At 61.8% G+C, this 18,060-nt stretch carries 13 protein-coding genes and 1 tRNA gene; all 14 read right to left on the reverse strand.

Features of this window, described 5'->3' with window-relative positions; translation table 11 throughout:
• Nucleotides 1-72: 72 nt before the first annotated feature.
• A complete protein-coding gene (locus tag AC1DOQ_RS24365) occupies nt 73-594 on the reverse strand; it encodes an N-acetyltransferase family protein (RefSeq protein WP_477370128.1) in 522 nt (173 codons plus the stop codon).
• Nucleotides 591-1,175: a helix-turn-helix domain-containing protein gene (locus AC1DOQ_RS24370; RefSeq protein ID WP_477370131.1), complete on the reverse strand. Its 585-nt coding sequence runs from the start codon at nt 1,173-1,175 to the stop codon at nt 591-593. Before AC1DOQ_RS24370 ends, AC1DOQ_RS24365 begins: the two co-directional genes overlap by 4 nt.
• 51 nt (nt 1,176-1,226) lie before the next feature.
• The gene (locus AC1DOQ_RS24375; RefSeq protein WP_477370133.1) at nt 1,227-1,784 is read right to left on the reverse strand and encodes a cysteine hydrolase family protein; all 558 of its coding nucleotides are present in this window, start codon (nt 1,782-1,784) and stop codon (nt 1,227-1,229) included.
• A gap of 108 nt (nt 1,785-1,892) precedes the next feature.
• Nucleotides 1,893-4,916: an outer membrane beta-barrel protein gene (locus tag AC1DOQ_RS24380; RefSeq protein WP_477370136.1), complete on the reverse strand. Its 3,024-nt coding sequence runs from the start codon at nt 4,914-4,916 to the stop codon at nt 1,893-1,895.
• 320 nt (nt 4,917-5,236) lie between these two features.
• Nucleotides 5,237-9,484: a DNA-directed RNA polymerase subunit beta' gene (gene rpoC, locus AC1DOQ_RS24385; RefSeq protein ID WP_477370139.1), complete on the reverse strand. Its 4,248-nt coding sequence runs from the start codon at nt 9,482-9,484 to the stop codon at nt 5,237-5,239.
• Between the two features lie 124 nt (nt 9,485-9,608).
• Nucleotides 9,609-13,718 (reverse strand): DNA-directed RNA polymerase subunit beta, encoded by a 4,110-nt coding sequence (gene rpoB / locus AC1DOQ_RS24390; protein ID WP_477370142.1) that lies wholly within the window; start codon nt 13,716-13,718, stop codon nt 9,609-9,611.
• Nucleotides 13,719-14,007: 289 nt separating this feature from the next.
• A complete protein-coding gene (gene rplL / locus AC1DOQ_RS24395) occupies nt 14,008-14,388 on the reverse strand; it encodes a 50S ribosomal protein L7/L12 (protein WP_036239073.1) in 381 nt (126 codons plus the stop codon).
• A 54-nt stretch (nt 14,389-14,442) separates the two neighbouring features.
• A complete protein-coding gene (gene rplJ / locus AC1DOQ_RS24400; RefSeq protein WP_477370145.1) occupies nt 14,443-14,976 on the reverse strand; it encodes a 50S ribosomal protein L10 in 534 nt (177 codons plus the stop codon).
• Nucleotides 14,977-15,331: 355 nt separating this feature from the next.
• On the reverse strand, nt 15,332-16,027 hold the full coding sequence (rplA, locus tag AC1DOQ_RS24405; RefSeq protein WP_442124884.1) for a 50S ribosomal protein L1: 696 nt from the start codon (nt 16,025-16,027) through the stop codon (nt 15,332-15,334).
• Complete coding sequence (gene rplK, locus AC1DOQ_RS24410; RefSeq protein WP_258846865.1) at nt 16,028-16,459, reverse strand: 50S ribosomal protein L11; 432 nt, start codon at nt 16,457-16,459, stop codon at nt 16,028-16,030.
• Nucleotides 16,460-16,569: 110 nt separating this feature from the next.
• Nucleotides 16,570-17,181 (reverse strand): transcription termination/antitermination protein NusG, encoded by a 612-nt coding sequence (nusG, locus tag AC1DOQ_RS24415; protein WP_442124885.1) that lies wholly within the window; start codon nt 17,179-17,181, stop codon nt 16,570-16,572.
• Nucleotides 17,181-17,570 (reverse strand): preprotein translocase subunit SecE, encoded by a 390-nt coding sequence (gene secE / locus AC1DOQ_RS24420; protein ID WP_442124886.1) that lies wholly within the window; start codon nt 17,568-17,570, stop codon nt 17,181-17,183. The genes nusG and secE overlap by 1 nt, the downstream gene beginning before the upstream one ends.
• 37 nt (nt 17,571-17,607) lie before the next feature.
• A tRNA-Trp gene (locus AC1DOQ_RS24425) sits at nt 17,608-17,683 on the reverse strand.
• A 106-nt stretch (nt 17,684-17,789) separates the two neighbouring features.
• A partial coding sequence (locus AC1DOQ_RS24430) for an EF-Tu C-terminal domain-related protein (RefSeq protein WP_477370148.1) occupies nt 17,790-18,060 on the reverse strand: 271 nt, incomplete at its 5' end.

An 18,060-nucleotide genomic window follows, 5' to 3' on the forward strand; every position in this document is an offset into this window, starting at 1 on the left:
GGGAAAGTGAAGCGGAAACAGTGTATGACATTGCCATGCATGAGGGCGGACGCGAGAAACCGGCGGCGCGCCTCAGACGTGCTTGTAGTAGAAGACCGTCGCACACGGCGCGCCGTCCGGCATGAGCGCATAATCCGGCACCACCCCCACCCGCTGCCAGCCCAGGCGCCCGTACAGCCTTTCGGCGGTGCTGCTGGCCGTATCCAGCACCAGCACGCGCCTGCCCTGCCCGCGCGCCGCATCCTCCACCGCTTCCATCAGCTTCCGGCCGATGCCGGCGCCGCGGGCGCGCCGGTGCACCAGCAGCTTGGCGACGTCGGCGCGGTGCGGCTGGTTCTCGGGCATGTCCGTGATCAGCTGGACGGTGCCGGCGATGCCCTCGTCATCCTCGGCCACGATCAGGGTGCGCTCGCCGCGGGCGACGCCGTCGGCCACCTTGCGCCAGAAATCCAAGGCCGTCTCGCGCGCCATTGGCAGCATGAAGCTGACCGAGGCGCCGCCTTCGACGCAATCGAGCAGCACGTCGGCCAGCGGGCCGATGCGGTTCAGGACTTCATCGGCGCGCAGCTGGCGGATGCCCGGGACCTTCGTCATGCTTCCCTCCTCGGTGGCTTGTGCGCCTGCGAGACCAGCGCGACCAGATAGCGCGCCGGTTTGCCGGTCGGGTTGTGGTAGGCGATCGGCTGGTCGAGCCGCATGGCCAGGCAGTCGCCCGCGTTCAGGGTCCAGGAGGTGCCGCCGACGCCGACTTCCATCGTGCCCTCGATGATCCAGACCTGCTGGTGGACGTCGACGTCGCGCGCGCTGGTTTCATAAGCCACGCGCTGGCCGGCCGGGAAGCTGACCTCGACCAGCTGGACCGGCGAGTACATCCTGGGAGACAGGTTGCGCCGCACGTAGCCGGAGGCGGGATCGGTCCATACCGGCTGGTCTTCGAGGCGCGCTACCGGCGACGGCGCATCGCCGGCCGGCTTCTCGAACAGCGAGGCGACCGTGACGCCGAGGGCGGCGGAGAGCTTGTCCAGCACGGTGGCGGTGGCGCTGCTCTCGCCGCGTTCGATCAGCGAGATGGTCGATTTGCTGACGCCGCTGCGTTCGGCAAGCAGCGCGAGCGTCAGTCCGCGCGCGTCGCGCAGTTCGCGCAGGCGTTGGGCGATGAGGTGGTTGATGTCCATGAAATCCAGTATATAGGAAATATAAATCCTGTAAACTGGATTTTTTGACGCTCAGGACGTCAGTTGCGCGATGACTTCTTCCGTGGAGAGCACCTGCGCATACTCCCCATTCAGGTTCGCCAGCGCCATCAGATGCACCTCCTCGGCGCTGCGCCAGGTGCCGCCGAAGTCCTGCTTGTCGAAGGCGAAGCAGGCATCCGCCACGACCACCGTCTCGAAGCCCAGGTTGCCGGCCGTGCGCGCGCTCGCCTCCACCGAATTGTTGGTGCTGACGCCGGCGATCACCAGATGCCGGATACCGCGCGCATGCAGCCAGCGTTCGAGACCGGTGTGGATGAAGGCATCGGGCACGTTCTTTTCGACCACGTGTTCGTGCGGCAGCGGCAGGAAGCGCTCCTGGAACTCGACGCCGCCCTGCCCGGGCGCGAACACGGAGGCCGGCGAGCGGCTGATGTGGCGTACGCTGACGACCGGACGGCCGGATTCGCGCCAGGCGGCGTGCAGGCGGGCGATGTTGTCTTCGGCCTGGGGGTTGTTCCTCGGTGGCAGGGCCGGGCTGCGCATGCCCTTCTGCATGTCGATGATGATCAGTGCGGCGTGTTCGTTCATGGTTTTCCGTCGGAGCTGGCTTCTCCCGACAGTAACATCCTTGTGCATAAAAAAACCGGCCCCCTCGCGAAGGCCGGCAAAGCTTAAGAAACTTCCGTTGTTGTCAGCTTAGAAGCTGTAGCGTGCGCCGAAGTAGAAACGACGCGGGTCGTTCCACGCGTTCGCCTCGCCGAACTTGTAGACGCCGTTGCCGGCTGCCAGCGGCATCGCCGTGGTGGCCGACTGCTTGTTCAGCACGTTGAAGACGTCGAGGAAGAACTCGACCTTCTGGCTGCCGGCGAACCTGTACTGGTACTTCAGGCGCACGTCGAAGGTGTAGTACGACGGGCCGGTAAAGGCGCCGATCGAACCCGGCGTGATCCACGTATCGAGCACGCCGCCATTCACGTACGGATCGTCCATGACCGGCAGGTAGCGGCTGGAGACCAGCTGGGTCTTGCTGTACAGGACGCCGCTGTTCCAGTTGAACACGCCGCTCAGCTCGAGGCCGTTGTTGAAGAAGTAGGTGCCGTAGCCCTTGAACTGGTGCTTGATGTTGCCGGGCTGCGGACCGTAGGCGTTCGGGGCGCGCGGATCGAGCGCGATCCAGTCGCCCTGGAAGTCGGCGGTACTGTCGGAGTTGGTATTGCCCTTGGCGTCGTTGTAGGTGTACGAAACCTGGCCCATCCAGTTGTCGCGCTTTGCCTTGTTCAGGCTGACTTCAATGCCCTGGTAGTCGCGCTTACCACCTGCCAGCGTGCCGATCACATAGTTCGTCTTCGGTGCCGCGGAGTAGCCGAAGTAGGAGTACGGCAGATAGTAAGCCGAACCCGGGTAGGCGGAACCTTCCGGCGCGGTGGCGGCGGTGAGGCTCGGATCCGAGTACAGGGCCAGGTCATAGTCCTCGAGCAGGTCGCGGGTACGGCGCTTGGTGTAGGTGACCGACAGCGTGTAATCCTTGCCCAGGTTGGTGGCATAGCCGAGCATGAACTCGTCGGTGTACGGGGTCTTGGTCGACGGCGCGATCGCGGCATCCGAACCGCCACGCTGGCGGAAGGTCAGCCACTGGTTGCCCAGGTAGACCTGTTCATCCAGGACCGGACCGGTCACGTTGCCGGCGAAGTCGGACATGTTGTTGCGGATCGGGTCGTAGTAGCGGCCCAGGAATGCCCAGACCTTGCTGCGGCCGTCGCCGTTCAGGTCATACACGGTCGAGAGGCGCGGCGCCAGTTCCCACTTGAACTTGGCGGTCTGCTTGCCGGCCGAATCGCGGTGCACCCACTCTTCGGTGCGCACGCCGGCATTGACCGTCAGCCTGTCCTTCGTCCACGTATCCTGCAGGTAGAAGGCTTTGCCGGTCGCTTCCACGGTGTACGGCGCAACGCGCGAGTTGAAGATGCGATAGGCGTTCACCTGCCCGTTCGGATTGCCGGCCGTGCTGGCGAACTTGTAGGCGCGGATCTCGGGGTCGGTGACGGCGCCGTCGTGGTTGGTGTCGAGCAGGCCCAGGAAGTAGGTCTTGTTCGGGCTGGCGTTGATCGCGTCGATGATACGCGGGATATCGCCGGCGGCCAGGCTCTTCGAACCCGTCCAGCCGGAACCGACGTGCTGGGCGAAGGTGACGCCGGCGTTGGCTGCCGCGATGGAGGTGTAGTTCGCGTTCTCCGGGCCGGTCCGGTAGGCATCCGAGGTGTAGGAGTCGGTGGAATTCACGAAGCCGGACTTGAAGGTGTGGGTACCCGCGGTGGCGGTTTCGAGGAAGTACTCGGCGTTGAGGCCCCATTCCTTGCGGTTGCGCCACGAGACCGAGTTCGAACCGGCACCACCCAGGCTGCGCTCGGCGATGGTCGGGGTCGTGGTCGGCCTGAAGAAGGCAACGTTGTTGAGGGTCGACTGGTCGGCCGCGAAGGTCGACAGCTGGCCCTTGTGCTTGAAGGCGTAGGCGTTCACGCGCAGGTTTTCCATGTCGCGCGAGTATTCGACCTTGTTGTTGGTGCCGCCCTGCTCCTGCCGCGTGTCGCGGTTGTTCAGGGTGGTCGGCGTGGTCGAACCGCTGATCTTGGTCGGGTCGTTGAAGAAGCTGTACGACAGGCGGTCGTTGTCGGTCGCCTGCCAAGTCAGCTTGGCGAAGCCCAGCTTGTCGTCGCGCTTCACCTTGCGCAGGAATTCGCCGGTCGAGGCGTTGGTCACGTCGGTGTCGCGGCCCTTCTTCTGGTACGAGGTGAAGAACCACAGCTTGTCCTTGATGATCGGGCCGCCGAGCGTGAAGGCCGTGTCGTAGGTGGAGAAGCCGGAGTTGGTGTTGTGCTGGTTCTTCGAGACCAGCCTGTCGTTCTGGAAGTAGTAGTTGACCGAGCCGTGGAACTCGTTACCACCCGACTTGGTGATCACCTTCGAGACCAGGCCCGCACCGCCTGCGTACTCGGCCGGAATGCCGCCGGTGAGGATCTGCTGTTCCTGGATGATCTCGGAGTTGATGTTCGAACCGAAGGTGCCGGTCAGCGGATCGGTGACGTCGACGCCGTCGAGGATGTAGACGTTGTCCGAGGACGTGCCGGTGGCGCCGCCGATGTCCGCGTAGTTGACGCCGGATTTCGAGGACGGGTTGCCGCCGGCGGAAGGTTTCACGCCCGGCACCAGCTGCAGATAGCCCTGGTAGCTACGGGTGGTCGGGAGCGCTTCCACGACGGCGAGGTTCAGGATGGTGCCGACGGTGGCGGAGGTGGTGTCCACCTGTGCCAGGCGCGAACCGGTGACGACCACCTGTTGCGCACCCGCGCCGGTGCCGGCGTCTGCCAGGTTGTAGCTGACGCTGGGGTTCGAGCCGCTGACCACCGCCACGCCGGTGGCATTGAAGGCCGAATAGCCAGGCGCCACCACTTCGATCTTGTAGTCGGTTGCCGGGTCCAGGCCGGCGACGCGGACCGAACCGTCCGCCTCGGTCACGACCGTCTTGGTCACCAGGCTGCTTGGCGAGCTGATCTTCACCGTCGCGCCAGCGACAGGCTTGCCACCCGCTCCGGTAATCGAAATACGCAGGCCGCCAGTTTCGGCAGCCCATGCTGCGCCGATGAAGCACATACCGACTGCCAGCGACACTGCGGACCGGCGTAGCACGGACACTCTCGACACTTGTTTTTCTTTATGCAACATATCTCTCCCTATGTATTAAGACAACTGGACAACAGATACATCAGCAAACGACAAGTCTTCCCGGCAGGTTCTCTTTACATAACTTTACACACGAAAACTTGTATCAGCCCTTGACAAAAATTTTCATTCTGAAAACTTCACGAGTATTAACATTTGGTAATGTTGTGTCAATGCAAATGTCTAGACAAGGTGGCATATGTACAACATATGCATGAGGTATGCACGGCGAATTGACATTTCGGACAGGCGAAAAAAACGGCACCCGAAGGTGCCGTTCTTGCCTAGCCGTTATCAGCGGCTAGAAGCTGAAGCGCAGTGGATTACTCGCCGTCGCCATGATGCTGCTCGATCGAAGCCGCAGCATTCTGCTGGTCTTCCATCGCCTGCAGCTCGGCAGCCATATTGGCCTTCTCCTGCTGCAGCAGCTGCTGGCGCTCTTCCGCTTCCCACGCCTCTTTTTCCTTGCGGGCGCGGTGGAAGGCCAGGCCGGTACCGCCAGGGATCAGGCGGCCGACGATCACGTTTTCCTTCAGGCCGCGCAGACCGTCGCGCTTGCCCATGATCGCCGCTTCGGTCAGCACGCGGGTGGTTTCCTGGAACGAGGCGGCCGAGATGAAGGAGTCGGTCGACAGCGATGCCTTGGTAATACCCAGCAGCACGTTTTCGTAAGTCGCCGGCAGCTTGCCCGCGGCTTCGATGCGGTCGTTCGCTTCCAGCAGTTCCGAACGCTCCACCTGCTCGCCGACGATGTAGTCGGTGTCGCCGGCTTCGACGATCTGGACACGGCGCAGCATCTGGCGAACGATCACCTCGATGTGCTTGTCGTTGATCTTCACGCCCTGCAGACGGTACACGTCCTGCACTTCGTCGACGATGTAGCGGGCCAGCGCTTCGATACCCAGCAGGCGCAGGATGTCTTGCGGATCGGCCGGGCCGTCCACGATCATCTCGCCCTTGTTCACCACCTGGCCGTCGTGCACCAGCACTTGCTTGTCCTTGGTGATCAGGAACTCGTGCTTGTTGCCGTCCATGTCGGTGATTTCCAGGCGCTGCTTGCCCTTGGTTTCCTTACCGAAGGCGACCGTACCGGTGACTTCCGCCAGCATGCCGGCATCTTTCGGCGAACGGGCTTCGAACAGCTCGGCAACGCGCGGCAGACCACCGGTAATGTCACGGGTCTTCTGCGACTCGGTCGGGATACGTGCAAGCACTTCACCCACCGACGCCTGCTGGCCGTCCTTCACCATGATCAGCGCGCCGACCTGGAAGCCGATCGTCACGGCGTGCTCGGTGCCGGCGATCTTGACTTCCTGGCCTTCTTCGTTCAGCAGCTTGACCTGCGGACGCAGGGTCTTGCCCGAACCGCGGCGCTTCGGATCGATCGCCACCAGGGTCGACAGGCCGGTCACTTCGTCCACCTGGCGAGCGACGGTGACGCCCTCTTCCACGTTTTCGAACTTGATCGTGCCGCCGTATTCCGTGATGATCGGACGGGTCAGCGGATCCCAGGTTGCCAGCGCCACGCCGGCCTTCACCACCATGCCGTCATGGACGGTCAGGGTCGCGCCGTACGGCACCTTGTGACGCTCGCGCTCACGGCCGTGGTCGTCGGTGATCAGCACTTCGCCCGAACGCGAGATGACGATCTGCGCGCCCTTGCCGTTGGTGACGTAACGCATGGTCGCGGTGAAGCGGACCGTGCCGTTCGACTTGGCTTCGACCGACGATGCCACCGCCGCACGCGATGCCGCACCACCGATGTGGAAGGTACGCATGGTCAGCTGGGTACCCGGCTCACCGATCGACTGCGCAGCAACCACGCCGACGGCTTCGCCGCTGTTCACCAGCATGCCGCGGCCCAGGTCGCGGCCGTAGCACTTCGCGCACAGGCCATAACGGGTGTCGCAGTTCAGCGGGGTGCGGACCTTGACTTCGTCGATACCGACGCGCTCGATCTCTTCGACCATGTCTTCGTCCAGCAGCGTGCCGGCTTCGAACAGGGTCTCTTGCGTTTCCGGATTGACGATGTCGGTACCTGCCACACGGCCGAGGATACGGTCGCGCAGCGGCTCGATGACTTCACCGCCTTCGACCATCGCCTTCATGTGCGTGCCGTTGGTGGTGCCGCAATCGTCCTCGATCACCACCAGGTCCTGGGTCACGTCGACCAGGCGGCGGGTCAGGTAACCCGAGTTCGCGGTCTTCAGCGCGGTGTCGGCCAGACCTTTACGGGCGCCGTGCGTCGAGATGAAGTACTGCAGAACGTTCAGGCCTTCGCGGAAGTTCGCGGTAATCGGCGTCTCGATAATCGAGCCGTCCGGCTTGGCCATCAGGCCTCGCATACCGGCCAGCTGGCGGATCTGGGCTGCCGAACCACGGGCGCCCGAGTCGGCCATCATGTAAATCGCGTTGAACGATTCCTGGGTGCCGTGGGTGCCGTCGCGCTTGACGACCGGTTCCACTTTCAGCTGGTCCATCATCGCCTTGCCGACTTCGTCCGAGGTCTTGCCCCAGATGTCGACGACCTTGTTGTAACGCTCGCCGGCGGTGACCAGACCCGAGGCGTACTGCTGCTCGATCTGCTTCACTTCCGCTTCGGCGGTCGCGATCATGGTCTTCTTGACGTCCGGGATCAGCATGTCGTCCACGGCGATCGAGATACCGGCGCGGGTCGCCAGGCGGAAGCCCGACTGCATCAGCTTGTCGGCAAACACGACGGTGGCGCGCAGGCCGCACTTGCGGAACGAAGTGTTGATCAGCTTCGAGATTTCCTTCTTCTTCAGCGCGCGGTTCAGCACCGAGAACGGCAGGCCTTTCGGCAGGATCTCGGACAGGATCGCACGGCCGACCGTGGTCTCGTAGCGGGTCAGGGTCTGGTCGAAACCGCCCTGCTCGTTCTTCGGGAACTCGACGATACGCACGGTGATGCGGGTCGCCAGCTCGACTTCCTTGTTGTCGTACGCGCGGATGACTTCCGACACGTCCGGGAACATCATGCCTTCGCCCTTGGCGTTGATCGCCTCGCGGGTCGCGTAGTACAGACCCAGCACGATATCCTGGGACGGCACGATCGACGGTTCGCCGTTCGACGGGAACAGGATGTTGTTCGAGGCCAGCATCAGGGTGCGGGCTTCCATCTGCGCTTCGATCGACAGCGGGACGTGGACTGCCATCTGGTCACCGTCGAAGTCGGCGTTGAACGCCGCGCAGACCAGCGGGTGCAGCTGGATCGCCTTACCTTCGATCAGCACCGGCTCGAACGCCTGGATGCCCAGACGGTGCAGGGTCGGCGCACGGTTCAGCATGACCGGGTGTTCCTTGATGACTTCTTCGAGGATGTCCCACACGACTGGCTCTTGCTGCTCTACCAGCTTCTTCGCGGCCTTGATGGTCGTAGCCAGACCCATCAGTTCCAGCTTGTTGAAGATAAAAGGTTTAAACAGCTCGAGGGCCATCAGCTTCGGCAGGCCGCACTGGTGCAGTTTCAGCTGCGGACCCACCACGATGACCGAACGGCCCGAGTAGTCGACGCGCTTGCCCAGCAGGTTCTGACGGAAGCGGCCGCCCTTACCCTTGATCATTTCAGCCAGCGACTTCAGCGGACGCTTGTTGGCGCCGGTCATCGCCTTGCCGCGACGGCCGTTGTCCAGCAGCGAGTCCACTGCTTCCTGCAGCATGCGCTTCTCGTTACGCGTAATGATTTCCGGCGCGCGCAGTTCCATCAGGCGCTTCAGACGGTTGTTACGGTTGATGACGCGGCGGTACAGGTCGTTCAGGTCGGAGGTCGCGAAACGGCCACCATCCAGCGGGACGAGCGGACGCAGCTCCGGCGGCAGAACCGGGAGCACTTCCATGATCATCCACTCGGGCTTGATGCCCGAGCGCTGGAATGCCTCGAGCACTTTCAGGCGCTTGGCGTATTTCTTGATCTTCGCTTCCGACTTCGACTCTTTCAGTTCGACGCGCAGCGCTTCGGCTTCGCGGTCGATGTCGATCGAGCGCAGCAGTTCACGGATGCCTTCGGCGCCCATGAACGCGGTGAAGTCGTCGCCGTACTCTTCGTACTTGGCGGCGTAGTCGTCTTCCGACATGATCTGGCACTTCTTCAGCGGGGTCATGCCCGGATCGGTCACGACGTATGCTTCGAAGTACAGAACGCGTTCGATATCGCGCAGGGTCATGTCCAGGACCATGCCCAGACGCGACGGCAGCGATTTCAGGAACCAGATGTGGGCGACCGGCGAGGCCAGCTCGATGTGGCCCATGCGCTCACGGCGCACCTTGGCCAGGGTGACTTCGACGCCGCACTTCTCGCAGATCACGCCGCGGTGCTTCAGGCGCTTGTATTTGCCGCACAGGCACTCGTAGTCCTTGATCGGGCCAAAGATCTTGGCGCAGAACAGGCCGTCACGCTCCGGCTTGAACGTACGGTAGTTGATGGTTTCCGGCTTCTTGACTTCGCCGTACGACCACGAACGGATTTTCTCGGGCGACGCCAGGCCAATCTTGATGGCGTCGAAGCTCTCGTTTTGCTGAACTTGCTTGAATAGATCGAGCAGTGCTTTCATTTATCACTCCGGGTGATTGAATTCTTTACTTCAATTCGTCGTTCCCGCGAAGGCGGGAACCCAAGTTCGTAGCTGAGCCGCAAACTTGGGCCCCCGCCTTTGCGGGGGCGACGGCATGCTGCTGTTAGCTGCGTTCCAGGTCGATATCGATACCCAGCGAACGAATCTCTTTCACCAGCACGTTGAACGATTCCGGCATACCTGCATCGATCACGTGGTCGCCCTTGACCAGGTTCTCGTACACCTTGGTACGGCCATTCACGTCGTCCGACTTCACGGTCAGCATTTCCTGCAGCACGTACGACGCGCCGTACGCTTCCAGTGCCCACACCTCCATCTCACCGAAGCGCTGGCCACCGAACTGGGCTTTACCGCCCAGCGGCTGCTGGGTCACCAGCGAGTACGGGCCGGTGGAACGGGCGTGCATCTTGTCGTCGACCAGGTGGTGCAGCTTCAGCATGTGCATGAAGCCGACGGTGACCTTGCGCTCGAACGCTTCGCCGGTGCGGCCGTCGTACATCGTGACCTGGTTCTTCGACGGGGTCATGCCCAGGTGCGCCGCGATCTCGTCCGGGAAAGCCAGGTCCAGCATGCGGCGGATTTCTTCTTCGTGCGCACCGTCGAACACCGGGGTCGCGAACGGCACGCCGTTCTTGAGGTTGTTCGCCAGCGTGACGATTTCCTCGTCGCTGAAGCTGTCCAGGTCTTCCTTCTTGCCGGTTTCGTTGTAGATCTTGCCCAGGAAAGCGCGCAGCTTCTCGGTTTCCGCCTTGGCCTTGATCATTTCGCCCAGGCGCAGGCCCAGACCCTTCGCTGCCCAACCGAGGTGGGTTTCCAGGATCTGGCCGACGTTCATACGCGACGGAACGCCCAGCGGGTTCAGCACGACGTCGGCCGGGGTACCGTCAGCCATGAACGGCATGTCTTCCACCGGAACGATACGCGAGACCACACCCTTGTTACCGTGACGGCCTGCCATCTTGTCGCCCGACTGCAGGCGGCGCTTGACGGCCAGGTAGACCTTGACCATCTTCTGCACGCCAGGCTGCAGCTCGTCGCCCTGGGTCAGCTTCTTGCGCTTCTCTTCGAAGGCCAGGTCGAACTGGTGACGCTTCTCGTTGATCGACTCCTTCATCGCCTCCAGTGCGTTGGCGGTTTCGTCGTCGGCCGGACGGATGTCGAACCAGTGGAACTTGTCCAGATCGGCCAGGTATTCCTTGCTGATCACGGCGCCCTTGGCCAGCTTCTTCGGACCGCCGTTGACGGTCTTGCCGACCAGCAGACGTTCCAGACGCTGGAAGGCGTCGCCTTCCACGATACGCAGCTGGTCGTTCAGGTCCAGGCGGAAGCGCTTCAGCTCGTCGTCGATGATCTGCTGGGCGCGCTTGTCGCGGACGATGCCTTCACGGGTGAAGACTTGCACGTCGATCACGGTACCGACCATGCCCGACGGCACGCGCAGCGAGGTGTCCTTCACGTCGGACGCCTTTTCGCCGAAGATCGCGCGCAGCAGCTTCTCTTCCGGAGTCAGCTGGGTTTCGCCTTTCGGGGTCACCTTACCGACCAGCACGTCGCCGGCCTGCACTTCGGCGCCGATGTAGACGATGCCGGATTCATCCAGACGCGCCAGCTGGTTCTCAGCCAGGTTCGAGATGTCGCGGGTGATTTCTTCAGGGCCCAGCTTGGTGTCGCGGGCAACCACCGACAGTTCCTCGATGTGGATCGAGGTGTAGCGGTCGTCCTTGACGACGTTCTCCGAAATGAGGATCGAGTCCTCGAAGTTCAGGCCGTTCCACGGCATGAACGCCACCAGCATGTTCTGGCCCAGTGCCAGTTCGCCCAGGTCGGTCGAAGCGCCGTCGGCGATGACGTCGCCGCGTGCCACGCGATCGCCCACTTTCACGATCGGACGCTGGTTGATGTTGGTGTTCTGGTTCGAACGGGTGTACTTGATCAGGTTGTAGATGTCCACACCGACTTCGCCGGCTTGCGCCTCGTCGTCGTTCACGCGGATCACCACACGACCGGCGTCGACGTAGTCGACCAGGCCGCCACGGGTTGCCTGCACGGTGGTGCCCGAGTCGACCGCCACGGTGCGCTCGATGCCGGTACCGACGAAGGCTTTTTCCGGACGCAGGCAAGGCACGGCCTGGCGCTGCATGTTGGCGCCCATCAGTGCACGGTTCGCGTCATCGTGCTCGAGGAACGGAATCAGCGAAGCTGCCACCGACACGACCTGGCCCGGGGCCACGTCCATGTACTGGATGCGTTCCGGCGAGACCAGGATGGTTTCGCCGGCTTCACGTGCCGACACCAGTTCGTCGACCAGCTGGCCTTCGGCATTGATCGCGGCGTTTGCCTGGGCGATGATGTAGCGGCCTTCTTCGATCGCCGACAGGTATTCGATCTTGTCGGTGACTTTCGAACCTTCGACCTTGCGGTACGGGGTTTCCAGGAAGCCGTATTCGTTCAGGCGGGCATACAGTGCCAGCGAGTTGATCAGGCCGATGTTCGGGCCTTCAGGCGTTTCGATCGGGCACACGCGGCCGTAGTGGGTCGGGTGCACGTCGCGCACTTCGAAGCCGGCGCGTTCGCGGGTCAGGCCGCCCGGGCCCAGTGCGGAAACACGGCGCTTGTGCGTGATTTCCGACAGCGGGTTGGTCTGGTCCATGAACTGCGACAGCTGCGACGAACCGAAGAACTCGCGGATCGCGGCCGAGATCGGCTTGCTGTTGATCAGGTCGTGCGGCATCAGGTTGTCGGCTTCGGCCTGGCCCAGGCGCTCCTTGACGGCGCGCTCGACGCGGACGAGACCGGCGCGGAACTGGTTTTCGGCCAGTTCGCCCACGCAACGCACGCGGCGGTTACCCAGGTGGTCGATGTCGTCGACTTCGCCGCGGCCATTGCGCAGCTCGACCAGGATCTTGATCACGGCCAGGATGTCTTCGTTCGACAGGGTCATGTCGCCGACCAGTTCGTCACGGCCGATACGGCGGTTGAACTTCATGCGGCCGACGGCCGACAGGTCGTAACGTTCCGGGCTGTAGAACAGGCCGTTGAACAGGGCTTCCACCGACTCTTCGGTCGGCGGTTCGCCAGGACGCATCATGCGGTAGATCGCCACGCGTGCGGCGGTCTGGTCGGCGGTGTCGTCGGTGCGCAGGGTCTGCGAGATGTAGGCGCCCTGGTCCAGGTCGTTGGTGTACAGGGTCTGGATCGACGCGATGTTGGCGTCGCGCAGCTTGCCCAGCAGCTCGTCGGTCAGCTCGTCGTTGGCGTTGGCGATGATCTCGCCGGTTTCGCCGTCGACCACGTTATTGGCCAGCACGCGGCCGACCAGGTAGTCTTCCGGCACCGAGATATAGGTGATGCCGGCGGCTTCGATGTCGCGCACGTGCTTGGCGTTGATGCGCTTGTCTTTCTGCACCAGGGTCTTGCCGGTCTTCGGATCGACGATGTCGAAGCGCGCGACTTCGCCGCGCAGGCGCTCGGCCACGAATTCCAGTTCCGCGCCTTCCGAGCGCAGATTGAAGTTGTCGAACACGAAGAAGTTGGCGAGGATCTGCTCCGGCGTCATGCCGATGGCTTTCAGCAGGATCGTCACCGGCATCTTGCGGCGGCGGTCGACGCGGAAGAACAGGATGTCCTTCGGGTCGAACTCGAAGTCCAGCCAGGAGCCGCGGTAAGGAATGATACGTGCCGAGAACAGCAGCTTGCCCGACGAATGGGTCTTGCCGCGGTCGTGCTCGAAGAACACGCCCGGCGAGCGGTGCAGCTGCGAGACGATCACGCGCTCGGTGCCGTTGATGACGAACGAGCCGTTGGCGGTCATGAGCGGCAGTTCGCCCATGTACACTTCCTGTTCCTTCATCTCTTTCACGACCGGCTTGGTCGGCGATTCCTTGTCCAGGATCACCAGACGCACCTTGGCGCGCAGCGGCGACGCAAAGGTCAGACCGCGTTGTTGGCATTCCTTGACGTCGAAAGCGGGGTCACCCAGCACGTATGAGAGGAACTCGAGGCGCGCAAAACCGTTGTGCGACACGATCGGGAAAATGGAGCTGAAAGCCGACTGCAGGCCTTCGTTCTTGCGTGCGGAGGGACCAGCGTCCGCCTGCAGGAAATTCTCGTAGGACTCCAGCTGCGTAGCCAGGAGGTAGGGAACGTTGTGAACGTTGGCGCGCTTCGCGAACGACTTGCGAATGCGTTTCTTCTCAGTAAATGAGTAGTGCATGGACACTCCGTGAGTGACAGAAAGGGATGAGACTTCAGGAATTGCCAGTGGTCGACGCACCACATGCAAGGCCTCAAAACTCGTCGCGGTCCGCCAGGTATTAAGGGACAGCCGGTACTGCTGTGATACGATTACTGCTGATTACTGCTGTGCTGCCGGCCCCGCCGGGGTATTACAAGTGCTGCAGGGACGACAAAAGAGCCAAAGCCGCATACCCTACCTTCCGGCGGGGGTCTGCAAGCTTTGACTCCGGCTCGGGGCGCCGTTGCCAGCGCCCTTTGCATATGTATTACTTGAGCTCGGCCTTGGCGCCAGCTTCTTCCAGCTTCTTCTTGGCGGCTTCAGCGTCAGCTTTCGGCAGGGCTTCCTTGACGGTCTTCGGTGCGCCGTCGACCAGGTCCTTGGCTTCTTTCAGGCCCAGACCGGTGATTTCGCGGACGGCCTTGATGACGCCGACCTTGTTCGCGCCGACTTCAGCCAGCACGACGTTGAATTCGGTCTGCTCTTCAGCAGCAGCAGCTGCGCCGCCAGCGGCACCGCCAGCTGCCGGGGCTGCCATTGCAGCTGCCGACACGCCGAACTTCTCTTCGAAAGCCTTGACCAGGTCGTTCAGTTCCATGACCGACATTGCGCCAACTGCGTCCAGGAACTCTTCTTTGCTAATTGCCATTTGAAACTCCAAATATTTGATGTGTGATTAGTACTTGAGCAAAAAGGCCAGGGCTTATTCAGCCGCTGCCGGTTCCGCTGCGGCTTCTGCCGGAGCGGCGCCTTCGCCTTTTTGTGCTGCCACGGCAGCCAGAACTCGTGCAAAGCCGGAAACCGGAGCCTGCATGACACCCAGCAGCTGGGCGATGAGGACTTCACGGCTCGGGATGCTTGCCAGCGCGTTGACGCCAGCGACATCCAGGTTCTTACCAGCGTAGTTACCGCCCTTGACCACCAGTTTGTCGTTGGTCTTCGAGAAGTCGCTGATGACCTTGGCTGCTGCCACGGCGTCGTCCGAGATCGAGTAGATCAGCGGACCAACCATGGTGTCAGCCAGGGAGGCGAACTGGGTGCCTTCCACAGCGCGACGTGCCAGCGTGTTCTTCAGAACACGCAGGTACACACCCTGCGAACGAGCATTTGCACGGAGTTTCGTCAGAGCACTAACCTGGATGCCACGGTACTCGGCGACGACGATGGTTTGCGCGGTTGCTACTTTTGCGCTAACTTCTTCGACGACGACCTTTTTGTCATTCAGATTAAGACCCACGGTCAATCTCCTTAAATGATGTGAGGGACATCCCCCGCATCGGTTCGAACACGGCGTCCGAAGTTAAGAAGTACGACAAAGCATCGACTACAAAACTTGTTCGGGTTCGCCATCTGCGTTGGGTTTGCTTTATTAACCTCCGGCCAGTGCTAAAACTTGCTCTGCTTTCGGCCCAACGGTCTTTGATTGCCTGGCGGGTTGCCCCGCCAGCCCAAAGATCTGCCCCGCATAACGACTACAGGGTCTAAAACTTGGATCCCCGCCTTCGCGGGGACGACGAAGCCAGTCAACCTGGCTTCGTCGAAGAAGCCAGTCAACCTGGCTTCGTCGAAGAGCGCTAACGCTCCGTTATTTCTTAGGCAGCCAGGGTGCCCTGGTCGACGCGGACGCCAGCGCCCATGGTCGACGACAGAGCAACCTTGCGCAGGTACACGCCTTTCGACGATGCCGGCTTGGCCTTGTTCAGGGCGTCGATCAGCGCGACCAGGTTGGTCTTCAGCTGTTCGTCCGAGAACGACTTGCGGCCGATGGTGGCGTGAACGATACCAGCCTTGTCGGTACGGTACTGAACCTGACCGGCCTTGGCGTTCTTGACGGCGGTGGCGACGTCCGGGGTCACGGTGCCGACCTTCGGGTTCGGCATCAGGCCGCGCGGGCCCAGGATCTGACCCAGGGTACCGACGATACGCATGGTGTCCGGCGAAGCGATCACGATGTCGAACGGCATGTCGCCGGCCTTCACGCGCTCTGCCAGGTCTTCCATACCGACGATGTCGGCGCCGGCGGCTTTAGCCTGCTCGGCCTTGTCGCCCTGTGCGAACACAGCGACGCGGACGGTCTTGCCGGTACCTGCCGGCAGAACGACGGAACCGCGAACGACCTGGTCCGACTTCTTCGGGTCCACGCCCAGCTGGACGGCGACGTCGATCGACTCGTTGAACTTGGCGGTAGCGAATTCTTTGACGATTGCGACTGCGTTGTCGAAAGCGTAGACCTTGTTACGATCCACTTTGGCTTTCATTTCTTTGACGCGCTTGGACAGCTTAGCCATTTAGATACCCTCCACCGTGATGCCCATCGAACGTGCCGAGCCGGCGATGACGCGCACAGCGGCGTCCAGGTCGGCAGCGGTCAGGTCCGGCTGTTTGGTTTTTGCGATTTCTTCAGCCTGGGCACGGGTCAGGGTGCCGACCTTGTCGGTGTGCGGCTTGGCCGAACCCTTGGTGACGCCCGACAGCTTCTTGATCAGGTAGGTCGCCGGCGGGGTCTTCATCTCGAAGGTGAAGGACTTGTCCGCGAAGGCGGTGATCACCACCGGAATCGGCATGCCCGGTTCCATGCCTTGGGTCTTGGCATTGAAGGCCTTGCAGAATTCCATGATGTTCAGACCGCGCTGGCCCAGGGCCGGACCGATCGGGGGGGAGGGGTTTGCTTTACCAGCCGGCACTTGCAGCTTGATAAAACCGATGATTTTCTTTGCCATGATGGCTCCTAATCTCGATTGAGTAGTAGCGCCCCACCGCTACTACTTATCCGGCGGGGCTCCTCTTACCGGATTCCGCCTTGCTGCTGCGACGCTCCGATTAAGCGCTGTTAGACTTTTTCTACCTGCCCGAACTCCAGTTCCACCGGAGTTGCGCGGCCGAAGATGGTGACAGTGACACGCACCTTCGATTTTTCGTAGTTGACTTCTTCGACGTTGCCGTTGAAGTCGGTGAACGGGCCTTCCTTGATCCGCACCTGCTCGCCCACTTCGTACAGCACTTTGGGCCTCGGCTTCTCGACGCCTTCCTGGACCTGCTGCATGATCTTGTCGATTTCGCGGGCCGGGATCGGGGTCGGCTTGTTGCTCTTGCCGCCGATGAAGCCGGTGACTTTCGGCGTGTTCTTCACGAGGTGCCAGGACTCGTCGGTCATTTCCATCTCGACCAGCACATAACCCGGGAAGAAGCGGCGCTCGGACACCGATTTGCTGCCGTTCTTGACCTCGACCACTTCTTCGGTCGGGACCAGGATGCGGCCGAACTGTTCTTGCATGCCGCCGCGTTCGATGCGCTCGGTCAGGCCGCGCATCACGCTCTTTTCCATGCCGGAATAGACATGCACGACGTACCAGCGCTTGTTGCTGACCGGAGTACTCAGCGGCGCACCAGCGTCTTGTGCCGGGGCGTCGCCCGGCACGTTATCTTGTACGTTTTCGCTCATTATTGTTTCCACCCCAGGATCACGTCGTACATCAGGAATTCGAGAATCTTATCCGTGCCCCACAGGAAAATCGCCATCACGAGGACGAAGCCGAAGACCACCATGGTGATCTGGGTCGCTTCCTTGCGCGTGGGCCAAACAACCTTCTTCGTCTCGCGCACGGCTTCTTTTGCGAAGCCCAGGAAGTCGCGCCCGGTAGCGGAAGTCCACAACAGCAGGACGGCAACGACCAAACCAGCCACGAGTGCGCCTGCGCACACCAGAGCTGGTTTGTTCTGGCCTTTCAGAATGAAAAAGCCAACCACGCCTGCAATCGTAGCAATCGCTGCCAGCGCAACCTTGAACTTGTCGTTCGAGGTGCTGACGGTTTGCACGGATTGATTAGACATACTTAATTTACTTTCGGGTGCTGAGCACCGAATTCGGTGGCAGGGGAGGAGGGAATCGAACCCGCGACCTTCGGTTTTGGAGACCGACGCTCTGCCAATTGAGCTACTCCCCTACATAAACTTCTAGCTGAATCGAGTATTATACGCGGTGCGGACGCACCGCGCAACACTCTGTTGTTGGGAGGAACAGAAACGTTCCTCCCGGAGGTACTACGTTACTTAGGCGATGATCTTGGCAACCACGCCGGCGCCGACGGTACGGCCGCCTTCGCGGATTGCGAAGCGCAGACCTTCTTCCATCGCGATCGGGGCGATCAGCTTGACGGTGATCGACACGTTATCGCCCGGCATCACCATTTCTTTGTCGGCCGGCAGAACGATCGAGCCGGTCACGTCGGTGGTGCGGAAGTAGAACTGCGGACGGTAGTTGTTGAAGAACGGGGTGTGACGACCACCTTCGTCCTTCGACAGCACGTACACTTCGCCGGTG

The sequence above is a fragment of the Massilia sp. 01N417 genome, from assembly GCF_056399645.1.